General features: G+C 63.0%; 13 protein-coding genes. 6 read left to right on the top strand and 7 right to left on the bottom strand.

The genetic code is table 11. The features are described from left to right. Positions 1 to 36: 36 nt before the first annotated feature. Positions 37 to 1,101 (top strand): tRNA epoxyqueuosine(34) reductase QueG, encoded by a 1,065-nt coding sequence (gene queG, locus LMH93_RS24565; RefSeq protein WP_230064697.1) that lies wholly within the window; start codon positions 37 to 39, stop codon positions 1,099 to 1,101. A gap of 131 nt (positions 1,102 to 1,232) precedes the next feature. Here queG and LMH93_RS24570 read toward each other — a convergent pair whose 3' ends face one another. Both LMH93_RS24570 and orn read right to left on the bottom strand, forming a co-directional pair. Beyond that, complete coding sequence (locus tag LMH93_RS24570; protein ID WP_003249516.1) at positions 1,233 to 1,844, bottom strand: trimeric intracellular cation channel family protein; 612 nt, start codon at positions 1,842 to 1,844, stop codon at positions 1,233 to 1,235. 91 nt (positions 1,845 to 1,935) lie between these two features. Next, positions 1,936 to 2,478 carry an oligoribonuclease gene (orn, locus tag LMH93_RS24575; protein ID WP_003249514.1) on the bottom strand — a complete coding sequence of 181 codons (543 nt, stop codon included), beginning with the start codon at positions 2,476 to 2,478 and terminating at the stop codon, positions 1,936 to 1,938. A gap of 152 nt (positions 2,479 to 2,630) precedes the next feature. On the opposite strand from orn, the gene rsgA reads away from it, so the two are divergent. Next, positions 2,631 to 3,662 (top strand): small ribosomal subunit biogenesis GTPase RsgA, encoded by a 1,032-nt coding sequence (gene rsgA, locus LMH93_RS24580; protein ID WP_003249512.1) that lies wholly within the window; start codon positions 2,631 to 2,633, stop codon positions 3,660 to 3,662. Positions 3,663 to 3,969: 307 nt separating this feature from the next. Here the strand turns inward: rsgA and motB are convergent, their stop codons facing one another. Further along, the gene (gene motB / locus LMH93_RS24585) at positions 3,970 to 5,010 is read right to left on the bottom strand and encodes a flagellar motor protein MotB (protein WP_003249509.1); all 1,041 of its coding nucleotides are present in this window, start codon (positions 5,008 to 5,010) and stop codon (positions 3,970 to 3,972) included. Between the two features lie 3 nt (positions 5,011 to 5,013). Next, positions 5,014 to 5,865: a flagellar motor stator protein MotA gene (gene motA / locus LMH93_RS24590; protein WP_003249507.1), complete on the bottom strand. Its 852-nt coding sequence runs from the start codon at positions 5,863 to 5,865 to the stop codon at positions 5,014 to 5,016. A 130-nt stretch (positions 5,866 to 5,995) separates the two neighbouring features. Here motA and LMH93_RS24595 point away from each other — a divergent pair, with 130 nt between their 5' ends. The 3 genes from LMH93_RS24595 to asd are packed head-to-tail and all read left to right on the top strand — an operon-like array spanning position 5,996 to position 9,258. Beyond that, positions 5,996 to 7,531, top strand: a complete 1,536-nt coding sequence (locus LMH93_RS24595; protein ID WP_003249505.1) for an HDOD domain-containing protein — start codon at positions 5,996 to 5,998, stop codon at positions 7,529 to 7,531. A 44-nt stretch (positions 7,532 to 7,575) separates the two neighbouring features. Further along, positions 7,576 to 8,385, top strand: coding sequence for a rhodanese-like domain-containing protein (locus tag LMH93_RS24600; protein WP_230064698.1), 810 nt, complete (start codon positions 7,576 to 7,578; stop codon positions 8,383 to 8,385). A gap of 9 nt (positions 8,386 to 8,394) precedes the next feature. After that, a complete protein-coding gene (gene asd / locus LMH93_RS24605; RefSeq protein WP_003249501.1) occupies positions 8,395 to 9,258 on the top strand; it encodes an archaetidylserine decarboxylase in 864 nt (287 codons plus the stop codon). A 76-nt stretch (positions 9,259 to 9,334) separates the two neighbouring features. Here asd and serB read toward each other — a convergent pair whose 3' ends face one another. Continuing rightward, positions 9,335 to 10,549, bottom strand: a complete 1,215-nt coding sequence (serB, locus tag LMH93_RS24610; RefSeq protein WP_003249498.1) for a phosphoserine phosphatase SerB — start codon at positions 10,547 to 10,549, stop codon at positions 9,335 to 9,337. A 134-nt stretch (positions 10,550 to 10,683) separates the two neighbouring features. On the opposite strand from serB, the gene LMH93_RS24615 reads away from it, so the two are divergent. Next, positions 10,684 to 12,141: an AhpA/YtjB family protein gene (locus LMH93_RS24615; protein ID WP_004576414.1), complete on the top strand. Its 1,458-nt coding sequence runs from the start codon at positions 10,684 to 10,686 to the stop codon at positions 12,139 to 12,141. Positions 12,142 to 12,403: 262 nt separating this feature from the next. Here the strand turns inward: LMH93_RS24615 and LMH93_RS24620 are convergent, their stop codons facing one another. Together LMH93_RS24620 and parC are read right to left on the bottom strand one after the other, a co-directional pair. After that, the gene (locus LMH93_RS24620; RefSeq protein WP_003249494.1) at positions 12,404 to 13,114 is read right to left on the bottom strand and encodes a PqiC family protein; all 711 of its coding nucleotides are present in this window, start codon (positions 13,112 to 13,114) and stop codon (positions 12,404 to 12,406) included. Positions 13,115 to 13,286: 172 nt separating this feature from the next. Beyond that, positions 13,287 to 15,545 (bottom strand): DNA topoisomerase IV subunit A, encoded by a 2,259-nt coding sequence (gene parC / locus LMH93_RS24625; RefSeq protein ID WP_230064699.1) that lies wholly within the window; start codon positions 15,543 to 15,545, stop codon positions 13,287 to 13,289. Positions 15,546 to 15,554: the final 9 nt, after the last annotated feature.

Here is a 15,554-nt window from a genome sequence, read left to right on the forward strand (position 1 = left end):
TTATACGCACCTGAGCCCGTATTGCCTTGCCCATCCATGTCCGCCTCTATACCTGACCTCGCCCAACTGGCCCAATCGATCAAGATTTGGGGCCAGGAACTCGGTTTTGCCCATGTTGGCATCGCCGGGGTCGACCTTGGCGAACACGAACACCACCTGCAGCGTTGGCTCGACGCCGGTTATCAGGGTGAAATGGAATACCTGGGCGCCCACGGCAGCAAAAGGTCACATCCCGACCAGCTGATCCCCGGCACGGTACGCGTGGTCTCGCTACGTATGGACTACCTGTCCGGCGACACGCAGATGGCGCAGCGCCTTGCCCAGCCCGAGAAGGCCTACGTGTCACGCTATGCGCTTGGCCGGGACTACCACAAGCTGGTGCGCAAGCGCGTGCAGTTCCTCGCCGACCGCATCCAGGAAGCCATCGGCCCGTTCGGCTACCGCGCCTTTGTGGACAGCGCCCCGGTGCTGGAAAAAGCCCTGGCCGAACAGGCTGGGCTGGGCTGGATCGGCAAGAACACGCTATTGCTCAACCGCAAGGCGGGTAGCTACTTCTTCCTTGCCGAACTGTTCGTCGACCTGCCGTTGCCGGTGGACGAAGCCACCACCAGCGAGCACTGTGGGCGTTGCCAGGCCTGCCTGGACATCTGCCCGACACAAGCGTTTGTCGGGCCCTATGTGCTGGATGCGCGACGCTGCATCTCATACCTGACCATCGAGCTGAGGGGCGCGATCCCTGTCGAGTTACGCGCAAAGATGGGCAACCGAGTGTTCGGTTGCGACGACTGCCAGATCGTCTGCCCCTGGAACCGCTTTGCCAAGCACAGTCAGGAGCAGGATTTCCAGCCACGGCATGGGCTGGAAAATACCGACCTGGCGGCGATGTTCCTGTGGGATGAACGCACCTTCCTGCGCAAGACCGAGGGCGGGCCTTTGCGGCGTGCGGGGTACGAGCGGTTCTTGCGCAACCTGGCGGTGGGGTTGGGCAATGCGCCCTCCACGATTCCAGTGATCGAGGCGCTGAAGGCCAGGCGTGACGATGAATCGGAATTGGTGCGCGAGCATGTGGAGTGGGCGCTGGCCCGACACGATATTTCCTAGCCACACAATCTTTGCAGGAGCGGGTTCACCCGCGAATGCTGTGGCGGCGGCACAATTGAACGCCTGGTAGAAATTGGCCGACAGGCCCGGGCCTTTCGCGGGTAAACCCGCTCCTACAGGGCTGCATCAGGCTACTGCTGGTCGTTATAGTGGAACTTGGGCATTTCCCAGTGGAAGCGTATCGCCAACAGGCGCACCAGGAAGCCGCCAAACAGAGTCAGCAACATCGCCTGCTCCGCCGGCACCTTGAAATACACGCATCCCAGATAGAACCAGGCCGCCGCAAATGACACACTGGCATACAGCTCACGGCGGAACACCAGCGGGATGTCGTTGCAGAAGATATCCCGCAGGATCCCGCCAAACACCCCAGTGATCACCCCGCTGATCGACGCCACCAGCATGCCCTGCCCCATCTCCAGCGCCGTCATGCAACCTATCAGGGTAAACGCCACCAGCCCCAGGGCATCAAGCACCAGGAACAGCGAGCGAAGGCGGCGCATCATTGGCGCAATGAAAATGGTCAGCAGCGCCGCAAAACTGGTCAGCACCAGGTACTCAGGGTGCTTCACCCAGGTCAGCGGGTAGTGCCCGAGCAGCACATCACGCACCGAGCCACCCCCAAGCGCAGTGACGCAGGCGATCAGCACCACGCCAAACCAGTCCATGCCGCGACGCCCGGCAGATAGCGCGCCAGTCATGGCTTCGGCGGTAATGGCGATAAGGTAGAGCATCAACAACATGGTGCGGGTCCGTGCAGGAAAGGCGCGCAGTCTAACCAGTTGCCCAAGGCACCAAAAGGGGGCGCAGATACAATATCTGCGCCGTTTCGACTCACAGCTTGATGAAGTGCTCGCGATAGTGACGCAGTTCGGCGATCGATTCGCGGATATCGTCCAGCGCCAGGTGGGTATTGCCCTTCTTGAAGCTGTCACGCACGTCCGGCGCCCAGCGCGCGGCCAGCTCCTTGAGGGTGGAGACATCCAGGTTGCGGTAGTGGAAGTAGTTTTCCAGGTTGCGCATGTGGCGGTAAAGGAAACGACGATCCTGGCAGATGCTGTTGCCGCAGATCGGCGACTTGCCTTTAGGCACCCACTGCTCGAGGAAGGCGATGGTCTGTGCCTCGGCTTCGGCCATGCTGACCTTGCTCTCGCGCACGCGCTGGGTCAGCCCCGAAGCGCCATGGGTGCGGGTGTTCCACTCGTCCATGCGCGCCAGCACTTCGTCACTGTGGTGGATGGCGATCACCGGGCCTTCGGCCAAGGTATTGAGCTCGCTGTCGGTGACGATGGTGGCCATTTCGATGATGACGTCGCTGTCCGGATCCAGGCCGGTCATTTCCAGGTCGATCCAGATCAGGTTCTGTGGGTTTTGCATGCAGGGGCTCCTCATATAGGCGGTCATATTAGCCTAGTGGCCAAGGCACGCCCATTCACGGCACAAAGGTGAGCAGAATAGTCCAGCGGCTGGCGTGCTAAACTGCCTGCCGTTTTCAATGCCCCACGCCGGGCCTCTCTTACGGTACCTTCATGGCCAAACGCCAGCTCAATCGCCGCCAAAACTGGCGGATCGAAAAAATCCAGGGCGAGCGCGCCGCTCGCGCGGCCAAACGCGAGCAGCATGCACTGCAGGAACTGGAAGGTGGCGACCTGGGGCCGGAGCAACTGGGCCTGGTGATCGCGCACTTCGGCGTGCAGGTAGAAGTTGAAGCTCAGGATGGCGAAACCGCAGGCCAGGTGTTCCGCTGCCATTTGCGCGCAAACCTGCCAGCACTGGTCACCGGCGACCGTGTCGTGTGGCGTGCGGGTAACCAGGGCATCGGCGTAATCGTGGCGCAGATGCCGCGCAGCACCGAGCTGTGCCGGCCGAACAACCATGGTCAACTCAAGCCGGTGGCAGCCAACGTCGACCTGATCGTGATCGTGTTCGCCCCGGCGCCGGAGCCGCACCCGAACCTGATCGACCGCTATCTGGTAGCGGCCGAGCACGCCGGCCTGCGCCCGCTGCTGCTGCTGAACAAAGCCGACCTGATCAACGACGAGAACGGCCCCGGCCTGCATGCGCTGCTGGAGGTCTACCGCGAACTGGGCTACCCGCTGCTGGAAGTTTCGGCACACCACGGCGATGGCATGCAGCGCCTGCAGCAACAACTCGACGGCCATATCAGCGTGTTCGTCGGCCAGTCGGGGGTGGGCAAGTCGTCGCTGGTCAACAGCCTGCTGCCAGACGCTGGCACCCGCGTCGGCGACTTGTCGGAATGGTCAGGCCAGGGTACCCACACCACCACCACGGCGCGGCTTTACCACTTCCCCAACGGCGGGGACCTGATCGACTCGCCGGGTATCCGCGAGTTCGGCCTTGGCCATGTCAGCCGCGACGACGTGGAGGATGGCTTCATCGAGTTCCGCGACCTGTTCGGCACCTGCCGCTTCCGCGACTGCAAGCATGACCGCGAACCGGGCTGCGCCCTGCTCAAGGCGCTGGAAGAGGGGCGCATCAAGCCGCAGCGCATGAACAGCTACCGCTCGATCATCGCCAGCCTGGCAGAAGACAGCTACTGAAACGCTCGAAATGAAAGTTGCCGCGCCCCCTTGTAGGAGCGGGTTTACCCGCGAATACGGTGGCGACTGCAACGGTGAACGGCGGGTGGAAATTGGCCAGCAGGTCCGGCCCTTTCGCGGGTGAACCCGCTCCTACGACGGCCTGCGCCCAATCACCGATGCGTATGTAGGAGCGGCTTTAGCCGCGAACACCGGCAACGCCGGTGCCATTCACCGCACTGGCGGCTTCGCGGGTAAACCCGCTCCTACAGTGATCGCGCCAGCGTTCAGGTGGTGGGTAGCACAGTTGCCCACCCCCAAAAGCCGCTTACTGATCCTTGGCTTCATCCATCTTCAGCGTGCCATCTTCAAAGATGTTCAGCTTCTGGCGCAGCTCGCGCGGTTGCATCGGTGCCTGTTCAGTTGCCCCTGGGTCAGCCGGTGCCGAAGCCCCTGGCGCAGCACCACTGGCTGGCGCTGCAGGTGCCGTTGGCGCAGCTGGCGGTGTTTCCGGCGCACCCTGCTCACCTTCGATATTGCGCTGGGCTTTCTTGGTCAGCACGATGATGTCGATACGGCGGTTGACCGGGTTGAACGGGTCCTTGCGGTCGAACAGTGACGACGAGGCGTACCCCACCACCCGTGCCACCTGGCCGTCGGGGTAACCACCCGCCACCAGGGCACGCCGCGCGGCGTTGGCGCGGTTGGCCGACAGCTCCCAGTTACCGTACTCGCCAGTGCCAGCATACGGCTTGGCATCGGTATGGCCGCTGATGCTGATCTTGTTCGGCACCGCCTTGATGGTGTCGGCCATGGCCAGCAGGATATCTTCGAAGTAAGGCTGCAGGCGCGCGCTACCGATGTCGAACATCGGTCGGTTCTCAGCATCCATGATCTGGATGCGCAGGCCGTCCTGGGTGATCTCGAACAGGATCTGGTCCTTGAACTTCTGCAGCTGCGGGTTCTCTTCCACCTTGTTCTGCAGTTCCTGCAGCAACAGCTCCAGACGCTCGCGCTCGACCTGCTCGGCCATGGTCTCGACCTGGTCCTTGTTCAGCTGAGTGGGGGACTGCTGCGTCGGCTCGGTCTTCACTTCCGGATTGATGGTTTTGTCCGGCGCCATCTCCGGGGAACCCCCCAGGTCGATGACATAAGGCGTGCCACTCTCGGAGAAACCAATAGGGTCCTGGAAGTAGCCGGCAATGGCGATCTTCTGCTCAGGCGTGGCCGTGGACAACAGCCACAGCACCAGGAAGAACGCCATCATCGCCGTGGCGAAGTCGGCAAAGGCGATTTTCCAGGCGCCACCATGGTGGCCGCCGCCAAAGCGCTTGACGCGCTTGACGATGATGGGCTGATTGTTCTCCATGACTCAGCGACCGCGAACCGCTTGTTCCAGTTCGGCGAAGCTTGGGCGGTGCTTGGGGTACAGCACCTTGCGCCCGAACTCGACCGCCAGCGAAGGTGGCATGCCCGACGCCGAGGCCACCAGCGAAGCCTTGATCGATTCGTAGAGGTTCAGTTCTTCCTTGGCATCGTGCTCCAGGCACTTGGCCAAAGGGCCGAAGAACCCGTAAGCCGCCAGAATACCGAAGAAGGTACCCACCAGCGCCGCACCTACGTGCATGCCGATAGCCGCCTGATCGCCATCGCCCAGCGAGGCCATGGTCACCACGATACCCAGTACCGCCGCAACGATACCGAACCCGGGCATACCGTCGGCGATGCCGGTCACCGCGTGGGACGGGTGCTCCAGCTCTTCCTTCATGCTCAGCAGTTCCATGTCGAACAGGCCCTCGAGTTCGTGCGGGGCCATGTTGCCGGTGGACATGATGCGCAGGTAATCGCAGACGAAGGCGGTCATGCGCTCATCGGCCAGTACCGTCGGGTACTTGGCGAAGATCGGGCTGGCTGCGGCGTCCTCGATGTCGGCCTCGATGGCCATCATGCCTTCGCGACGGCTCTTGTTGAGGATTTCGTAAACGAGGCCCAGCACCTCCAGGTAGAAGGCATGGCTGAAGCGCGAGCCGAACATCTTCATCGACTTCTTGATGACGTGCATGGTCATGTGGCCAGGGTTGGCCTGCAGGAATGCACCAAAGGCCGCACCGCCGATGATCAGTACTTCGAACGGCTGGATCAGCGCTGCGATCTTGCCGTGGGAGAGCACGTAGCCGCCGAGCACGCTCGCGAATACGACGATGATGCCGATAATTTTAGCCATAGGTTCAAAGCACTTGCTGTCGTGGTCAGGGGAAGAGACGGGAGCTTTAAAACTCTTCTTCTACTTATCGGCAGAACTGCGCCAGACTATAGCCACTCAATGCGAAAAGCCAGTTCGGACTGATGTCAAAATGCCAATTGAAACCAAGGTGCCCACTCAGGCCCCGCGTACGCTAGAGGCCTGGGTAAAGCTGCTCGAGAGTGTTCGCATCCCCGTGCCGAAGCACAGCTACGACCGGGTCATGGCTGCCATCCACGATAGCCGTCGCTCGCTGCGCGATATCGCCGAACTGATGCAGGATAGCCCGGCACTGGTGCTGTCAGTGATGCGCGAAGCCAATCACCCCACCAATGCCAGCCTTGCCGAACCCGCCGAAAGCCTGGAGGTCGCTCTCAACCGCCTGGGCCTGGAGCGCAGCGAGCAGCTTCTCAAACGCCTGCCGGCGCTGCCCGTGGAGGAAATTCCGCCGGTACTGTGCCAGTTCCAGATGATCAGCCAGCATGCGGCACAGCAGGCCAGCGGCCTGTTCGCCAGCCGCCTGGCACGGCTGTGGCAAGAGATTCACTGGGGCAGCCTGCTGTTCCTGTCGCCACTCTGGCCACTGGCACTGGCCTACCCCAAGCTGCTCGACACTTGGGAGCTGCGGGTTATCCACAAAGGTGAAGACGCCGCCCACGTCGAGGAAGAACTGTTTGGCGTGCGCATCATGGCGCTGTGCCAGACCATGGCCGAGTATTGGCGCCTGCCCCAATGGGTCACCCAGGGTTATCGCCTGCTACTGGAAGAGCGCGAACAACTGGCCCAGGTGCTGAATATCGCCCGCGACGAAGACCTGCTCAGCCAGCAACACCGCCTGGACGCCGAGCCCGGCCTGCGGCGCTGGTTCAACCAGCCGGCCAATACCGTACTGCTGGCCAACAACCTGGCCCTGGCGGCACAGGTCGGCTGGGACAACCCGCACCTGCTGCGCTGGCAACTGCTGACCGCGCTGTACCTGCAAACCTCGCTGGAAGATGTGCAGCAGCAGGTGCACCAGCAGGCTGCCGCCAGCGCCCGCCGCCACGCTCGGCATGCCCTGTTCCACCCGGCCGAGGCCTTGATCTGGCCGTGGCACCAACGCCGCCCTCACCCGGACATGCTGGCCCCGCCACCGCCCAGCAGCGACGACCTGGCTCGCTGGCGCACGCTGTGCCAGCACCTGCTGGCCCAACCCAGCCCGTTCACCAACACCGTGCACCTGGCCACGCAGGCCCGTGAGGCCCTGCTGGCCTGCGGCATGCAACGCATCATGCTGCTTAGCCTGGACAAGGCCAGTGACTACCTGCGCGTGCAGCAAATTGCCGGCCTGCCCAAGGAGGCCGGTGCCCTGGCCCTGCAGGTATCGCAGAACAAGCTGCTGCAAAAGCTGCTGAGTCAGGCCGGGCAGCTGCGCATCACACCGGAAAACCACAGCCAGTTCTCGGCGCTGTTGCCCGCCCCGCTGCGCACCTTGTTCCGCAGCGAACATGTACTGCTTCGCTCGCTGGCAGCCAACGACCAGGTGCTGATGCTGCTGGTGGCCGACCAGGGCTGCCGGCCTTTGGCCGATATCAGCGTGCAAGCCTTCGGCAAGACCGCGCAATGCATCGAGCGGGCCTTGTCGGTGTTTACCAACCGCAAGGGTTGAGCCTTGCGCTACAATCGCCCCTCTTTCCACACTGGAGACCGTGGATGACCGACTTTTCCGGCCTGCCCCTGGTGATCGAAGCTGCAGACCTGCTGCCACGCCTGGATTCGCCGCAGCTGATCCTGGTCGACCTGAGCAGCGCCAACCGCTATGTCAGCGGGCATATCCCCGGCGCGCGCTTTGTCGAAGGCAAGCGCACCCAGCTCGGCCAGCCCCCGGCGCCCGGCCTGCTGCCAGCCCTGGGCGAGCTCGAAAAACTGTTCAGCGAACTCGGCCACCGCGCCGATGCCGTGTATGTGGTGTACGACGATGAAGGCGGCGGCTGGGCCGGGCGCTTCATCTGGCTGCTCGATGTCATCGGCCACAAGCGCTACCACTACCTCAATGGCGGTATCCAGGCCTGGCCGGCAGACAAACTGTCCACCGAAGTGCCTGCCATTGGCAACGCCCCGGTGCACCTGCACATAGACAGCGCACCCACTGCCACCCGCGAGTACCTGCAAAGCCGCCTGGGCGCCGATGACCTGGTCATCTGGGACGCACGCGGCCCGCAGGAATTCAGCGGCGAAAAAGTGCTGGCAGCCAAAGGCGGCCACATCCCCGGCGCGATCAACTTCGAGTGGACCGCCGGCATGGACTTCAACGACCACCTGCGCATCCGCCAGGACATCGCTGAAGTCCTCAAGCAACTGGGCATCACCCCTGACAAGGAGGTGATCACCCACTGCCAGACCCACCGCCGCTCCGGTTTCACTTACCTGGTGGCCAAGGCCCTCGGTTACCCACGCGTCAAGGCCTACGCCGGCTCGTGGGGCGAATGGGGCAACCACCCGGACACGCCTGTAGAAGTCTAAGGAACCTGCATGAAATCCCGTCTGTTCATCATCAGCCAGTACCTGCTGCCGCACCACCTGCTGTCGCGGCTGGCCGGCTGCATCGCCGAGTGCCGCGTGCGCTGGTTCAAGAATGCCTTCACCGCATGGTTCGCCAAGCGCTACCAGGTGAACATGAGCGAGGCGCTGGTCGAAGACCTGAGCGCTTACGAGCACTTCAATGCGTTCTTCACCCGCGCCTTGAAACCTGGTGCCCGTCCGCTGGACGAAACCCCGGGCGCCATCCTGTGCCCGGCCGACGGTGCGGTCAGCCAGCTTGGCCCGATCGAGCACGGTCGTATCTTCCAGGCCAAAGGCCACGGTTTCAGCGCGCAAGAGCTGCTGGGCGGTGATCCGGCCATGGCCGCGCCGTTCATGGGCGGCGAGTTTGCCACCATCTACCTGTCGCCCAAGGACTACCACCGCGTGCACATGCCGCTGGCCGGCACCCTGCGCGAAATGGTCTATGTGCCGGGCCGCCTGTTCTCGGTCAACCAGACCACCGCAGAGAATGTCCCCGAGCTGTTCGCTCGCAACGAGCGCGTGGTCTGCCTGTTCGATACAGAGCGTGGGCCAATGGCTGTGGTACTGGTCGGCGCGATGATCGTCGCCTCGATCGAAACGGTATGGGCCGGGCTGGTCACGCCGCCCAAACGTGAGCTGAAGACCTTCCGCTACGACGAAGCCAGCCGCACGCCGATCCACCTGGAGAAAGGTGCCGAACTAGGCCGCTTCAAGCTGGGTTCGACCGCCATCGTGCTGTTCGGGCCGGAGCAGGTGAAGTGGGCTGAGAGCCTGGGTGCGGGTTCTGCAGTGCGCATGGGGCAGCAGCTGGCGGCGCCTGTGCAGGCTTGATTCGAGCCATATGAAAAAGGCCCTGCATATGCAGGGCCTTTTTCGTTGGGCCGCCATGCGGCCCCGGATTCGCGGATCAGCCGCGGGCGTCGCGATCACGCAGGCCCAGCAGATACAGCACCCCGTCCAGCCCCAAGGTGGAAATCGCCTGCTTGGCCGACTGGCGCACCAGCGGCTTGGCACGAAACGCCACGCCCAAACCGGCCAGCGACAGCATCGGCAGGTCATTGGCACCATCGCCCACGGCGATGGTCTGCTCCAGTTGCAAGCCTTCGTCACTGGCCAGCTTCTTCAACAAATCGGCCTTGCGCTGGGCATCGACAATCGGCTCAACAGCCACGCCCGTCACCTTGCCATCGACCACTTCAAGTTCGTTGGCGAACACATAGTCGATACCCAGGCGCGCCTGCACCTGACGAGCGAAATAGGTAAAGCCACCGGACAGAATCGCGGTCTTGTATCCTAGGCGCTTGAGCTCGGCAAACAGGTTCTCGGCACCCTCGGTCAGGCGCAGCGATGCCCCGATCTCGTCCAGTACCCCCACATCCAGGCCCTTGAGCAGCGCCATGCGCTCTTTGAAGCTGGCGCGGAAGTCCAGTTCACCGCGCATGGCGCGCTCGGTGATCGCCGCCACCTGCTCACCCACACCCGCCGCCTTGGCCAGTTCGTCGATGACTTCGGCCTCGATCAGCGTGGAGTCCATGTCGAACACCGCCAGGCGGCGGTTACGGCGGAACAGATCGTCCTTCTGGAAGGCGATGTCGACGCTCAGCTCTTCAGCCAGGGCAAAGAAGTCGGCACGCAGGGCCTGGGCATCGCTCGGTACACCGCGCACGGAGATCTCGACGGCTGCCTTACCCTTGTCGGTTTCGGCATCCAGTGCCACCCGGGCCGACAGGCGCTCGATACGCTCGATGGTCAGGCCGTACTGGCTGATCACCGCACTCACCCGCTGCAGTTGCTCGGGAGTGATCTTACGGCTGAGCAGGGTAACGATGTGGCGCGCTTCGCCATGCCCATCAGCCCAATGCTGGTAGTCCGCCTCGGAAATCGGCGTGTAACGGGCCTGCAGGTTCAGTTCGTGGGCTTTAGCCTGCACGCTTTGCAACAGCGCGGTAGCCACTTCGTTGTCCGGGATGTCGACCAGGATGCCAAACGACAAGGTGCCGTGCATGACCGCCAGGCCGATGTCGAGGATACTCACACCGCCCTGTAGCAGGACGCCGGTGATAGCCGCAGTGAGACCGGGACGGTCCTCACCGGTGATGTTGATCAGGACGATTTCGCGCACAACCTGGCTCCGACTTCGATGAAAAATGCGCATTCTACCGATTTTCCATGACCATCGGGCGCCAACGATACTTTGCCGACAAAACCCGGCTCGCTATACTCCCCCCACTTTCATGCCATTAAGAGCCGAGCTCTGTGAACCGGCCCACGCCAGTCAAACCAGACAATTTCTTCCTGATGATCTATCGCGCCCTGAGTCAACGTCGCGTGCCGCTGGCACTGCGCATCGCCTGCACCAACATTTTCCTGGTGGCGCTGGCGCTGGTGATCTACGCCTGCGTGATGGGCCTGCAGTTCAAGCAGGCCATGCATGAGCAGGCCGATGCCTTGGGCCAGAGCCTGACCACCCAGACGGCCACATCGGCCACCGAGCTGCTGGTGTCCAATGACATCCTCAGCCTCAACGTGCTATTGGGCAACCTGGTTAAAAACCCGCTGGTGGCCCATGCCGCAATCTACAGCGTGGATAACCGCATCCTCGCCGAAGCGGGCCAGCGCCCGCGCAACAGCCTGCTGGGCGAGGCCGAAGGCCTGTACCAGACCAAAATCACGTTCCAGGACGTGACGGCCGGGCAGCTGCGCATCAGCCTGGACATGAGTCAGTTCCAGCAACCGATGCTGATCAGCCTGCAGAGCATGGGCATTCTGGCCGCTATCCTGCTGGCCCTGGCCTTGGCCCTCAGCTTGCGTCAGGGCCGCTTCATCACCCTGCCACTGCTGCAACTGCGGGTATGGCTGCGCGACCCGCAGCCCTATACCCCGGCCACCGACCGCCAGGACGAAATTGGCGACATCGCCCGCCAGCTGCATGCACGCCTGGCCCCGCCTCCGCCCCCGGAGCCGGAGCCTGAGGAAGAAGACGACGAGCAGTTCGACGACCTGCCCGCCGCTGCCCCGGCACCCAAGGCCGTACCGCGCGCCAAGGCTGCCCTGGAAGACGAGGATGACGACGAGGCCTTCGCCGGCCTGCTGGACGACGACACTGCACCCAAGGCCGCCGCAGAGGTCGAGTCCGACGAGCCGCAGTACAGCGCCGTACTTGCCGTGCAGCTGGGCTCGCAGGAGCAACTGCGTCGCCTGCCACGCACACGCCTGGCCGAGCTGACCGAGCGCTACCGCGATTGCCTGGAGCACGCAGCCTCGCTCTACGACGGTGAAACCCACACGCTGAACGACGGCAGCACCTTGGTGCTGTTCCACAGCCGCGAGTGTGGCGAGGACTACCTGACCAACGCCATTTGCTGTGGCGAACTGTTGCGCGCCCTGGGCCACGCCCTGCAGATCGAGGTAGCCGACAGCGGCATTACCCTGCAACTGCAGCTAGGCCTGGTCTTGGGCAACGACCTGCATGGGCTGGAACTGGTTGACCTGTTGATGGCCGAGAAGGTCCAGGATGCCCTGGCACTGTCGCAGCACAGCCGTAACCTGTTGCTGGTAGAGCGGCAGATCAACGATGACGCCCTCATTCGCCAGCGTGCGCGTATTCGCCCGATCGCCAGCCCCGAAGGCGCCTGCTGTGTGGAGCGACTGATGGAGCCCTACCCGTCAATGCTGGAACGGCAACTGGCACGCATGCATGAGCACCGCGCCTGACAGGCATACGCTGCATCTACAGCGCATGTCTTGAGCCAGGCTGGTTTCCTTGCGATCACGTGCCTGGCGCAAGATCTAGCCAATAGCGCCCCCCGGTAGGAGCGGGTTTACCCGCGAATACGGTGGCGGCGGCAACGGTGAACGGCGGGTGGAAATTGGTCAGCAGGGCCGGCCTCTTCGCGGGTAAACCCGCTCCTACGAAGACCGGCAGATACAAAAAAGCCCGCAGCGAATGCGGGCTTTGTCGTATCTGGCCGTTTGATCAGAACCGATAAACTTCCATATCGGTGCGAATCGGCGAGGCCATCGGGATTTTGGGTTTCTCCGGCCCCTTCTTCACCTGCGTCGGTGCAGCGGGCTTTTTCGGTGCTTCTTCGGCAATCGCCGGCTGGTTGGCCAGCGGCTTCACCGCCGTGCTCAGCTGTTCCGCCAGCTTCTGCAGCAGTTGGCCCTGAGCCTGCACCTGCGACGACTCACTGCCCTCGTGCTGCTGCTCGAGGTGAATGATACGGTTGTCACGCACACGGCCACGGCGGTCAAGCAGACGCCACTGGGCATCCAGGATGGCCGGCTGGTTCTTGCCCGAGTCCAGGCGTGTAATCGACAACAGCACTTGCACGTCCGGGCTGAAGCCTGCGGTCGCCGGGGCCAGTACTACGCGTTGGCTGTCCAGGCGCCAGGCCAGTTGACGCACCAGCAGCTGGTCGATATCCGATGAAAGGCTGCCAGCCCAACGACCGTCGGTCGCCGCGCTCAGGCTGCCATCAGGTTGACGCTGCAGAAACGTCTCACGCTGAAGGTAATCGGCCACCGATACCGGGCCGAGTACCACGGCCATGCCCGCACTCTGCGACGGCTGGCCAGGATCACCACTGTCGAGCTGATACAGGGCAACCGGCTGATGCATGGTGCACCCGCCAAGGCCCAGCAGGCCAGTCATCAACAGCGCAAATGGAAGGCGCAGAAATTTCATCATCCCATCCAGGCGGCTGCCACAAGGCACACCGCAGTGATACATGTAGATTCAAACGGGCACACGGCCACGCCGGCACCGCAAGGGGCATATCATCCGCGAAATAACCGTCCGACTCCAGCATTTCTGCCCGAAACGGCGTTGAAATTGCCGTTCCAGACATTACAACCGGTTATGTCGGCACTTCCACCTGCAACCCATCGACGCGCTGGAACCCGCGTGGCAGCTTGCTGCCGCGCCGACCGCGCTCGCCCTTGTAGTGCTCCAGGTCGTCCGCCTTCAAAGACAGGGTACGCTTGCCGGCTTGCAATACAAGGGTCGCGCCTTCGGGAATCACCGCCAGATCGGTAACAAATTCTTCACGGCTGGCCACCCGGTCACCCGGCACGCCAATGATCTTGTTGCCCTTGCCTTTACCCAGCTGCGGCAAGTCGCTGACCTTGAACACCAGCAAGCGGCCTTCGGTGGTCACGGCCGCCAACCAGTCCTGCTCGCGATCAGCCACTGGACGCGGGGTCATGACCTTGGCCCGGTTGGGCAAGCTGAGCAGGCCTTTGCCGGCCTTGTTCTTGGCCTGCAGGTCTTCACCCTTGACCACGAAGCCGTAACCGGCATCCGAAGCCACCACGTACAGCGCATCGTCGTCAGGCAACAACACACATTCGAAAGTCGCCCCCGGTGGCGGCGTCAGACGTCCAGTCAGCGGCTCGCCCTGGCCACGCGCCGATGGCAGGCTGTGGGCCGCCAGCGAGTAGCTGCGGCCGGTGGAATCGATGAGCACGGCAAACTGGTTGGAGCGCCCGGCCGCGGCAGCCTTGAATCCGTCGCCGGCCTTGTAGGAAAGGCCAGTGGCGTCGATATCGTGGCCCTTGGCGCAGCGCACCCAGCCCTTCTCCGACAGCACCACGGTGACGGGCTCGGTCGGCATCAGCTCGTTTTCCGACAGGGCCTTGGCTTCGGCACGCGCTACGATCGGCGAGCGACGATCATCGCCATAGGTTTCGGCATCCTTGATCAGCTCGCTGCGCACCAGCTTGCGCAGTTTGGCCTCGCTCCCCAGCAAGGCCTGCAGCTTGGCTTGCTCCTTCAGCAACTCATCCTGCTCACCGCGGATCTTCATCTCTTCCAGGCGCGCCAACTGCCGCAGGCGGGTCTCGAGGATGTAGTCAGCCTGGATCTCGGTCAGCTCGAAACGTTCGATCAGGGCCTGCTTGGGGTATTCCTCAGTACGGATGATGTGGATCACTTCATCCAGGTTGAGGAATGCGGTGAGCAAACCGTCCAACAGGTGCAGGCGCCTCTCGACCTTATCCAGACGGTGCTGCAGGCGGCGACGAACGGTATTGGTGCGGAACTCCAGCCACTCCACCAAGATGGTTCGCAGGTTTTTCAACTGCGGCCGGCCGTCCAGGCCGATGATATTCACGTTGACCCGATAGGTGCTTTCCAGGTCGGTGGTAGCGAACAGGTGCTGCATCAGCTCGTCGACATCGACGCGGTTGGATCGCGGGATGATGACAATACGGCACGGGTTCTCGTGGTCCGACTCGTCGCGCAGGTCGGCGACCATCGGCAGCTTCTTGGCCTGCATCTGCGCGGCAATCTGCTCCAGCACTTTGGCCCCGGAGACCTGGTGCGGCAGCGCAGTGACGACGATGTCGCCATCCTCGACGCGGTACACGGCACGCATGCGGATCGAGCCGCGGCCGCTTTCGTACATCTTGAGAATTTCAGCCCGCGGCGTGACGATCTCTGCCTCGGTCGGGTAATCCGGCCCCTGGATGTGCTCGCACAACTGCTCGATGGTTGCCTTGGGCTCATCGAGCAGTCGCACACAGGCACTGGCGACCTCTCGCAGGTTGTGCGGCGGCACGTCGGTGGCCATGCCCACGGCGATACCGGTGGTACCGTTGAGCAGGATGTTGGGCAGGCGCGCAGGCAGCACGGCCGGCTCCTGCAATGTGCCGTCGAAGTTCGGCACCCAGTCCACGGTGCCCTGGCCGACTTCGCTGAGCAGCACTTCAGCGTAGCGTGACAGCCGCGCCTCGGTGTAGCGCATGGCGGCGAACGACTTCGGATCATCCGGCGCCCCCCAGTTGCCCTGGCCATCGACCAGGGTGTAGCGGTAGCTGAACGGCTGCGCCATCAGCACCATGGCCTCGTAGCAGGCCAAATCGCCATGGGGATGGAACTTGCCGAGCACGTCACCGACGGTACGTGCCGACTTCTTGTGCTTGGCATCGGCATCGAGCCCCAACTCGCTCATGGCGTAGACGATGCGGCGCTGCACCGGCTTCAGGCCGTCGCCGATATGCGGCAAGGCACGGTCCATGATCACGTACATGGAGTAGTTGAGGTAGGCCTGTTCGGTGAAGTCAGCCAGCGAGCGGCGTTCTACGCCGTCCAGGCTGAGTTCCAGTGAGTCGCTCATGCGGGCCTC

This window comes from Pseudomonas sp. CIP-10 (assembly GCF_020911845.1).
In the GTDB taxonomy this organism is placed as follows: domain Bacteria; phylum Pseudomonadota; class Gammaproteobacteria; order Pseudomonadales; family Pseudomonadaceae; genus Aquipseudomonas; species Aquipseudomonas alloputida.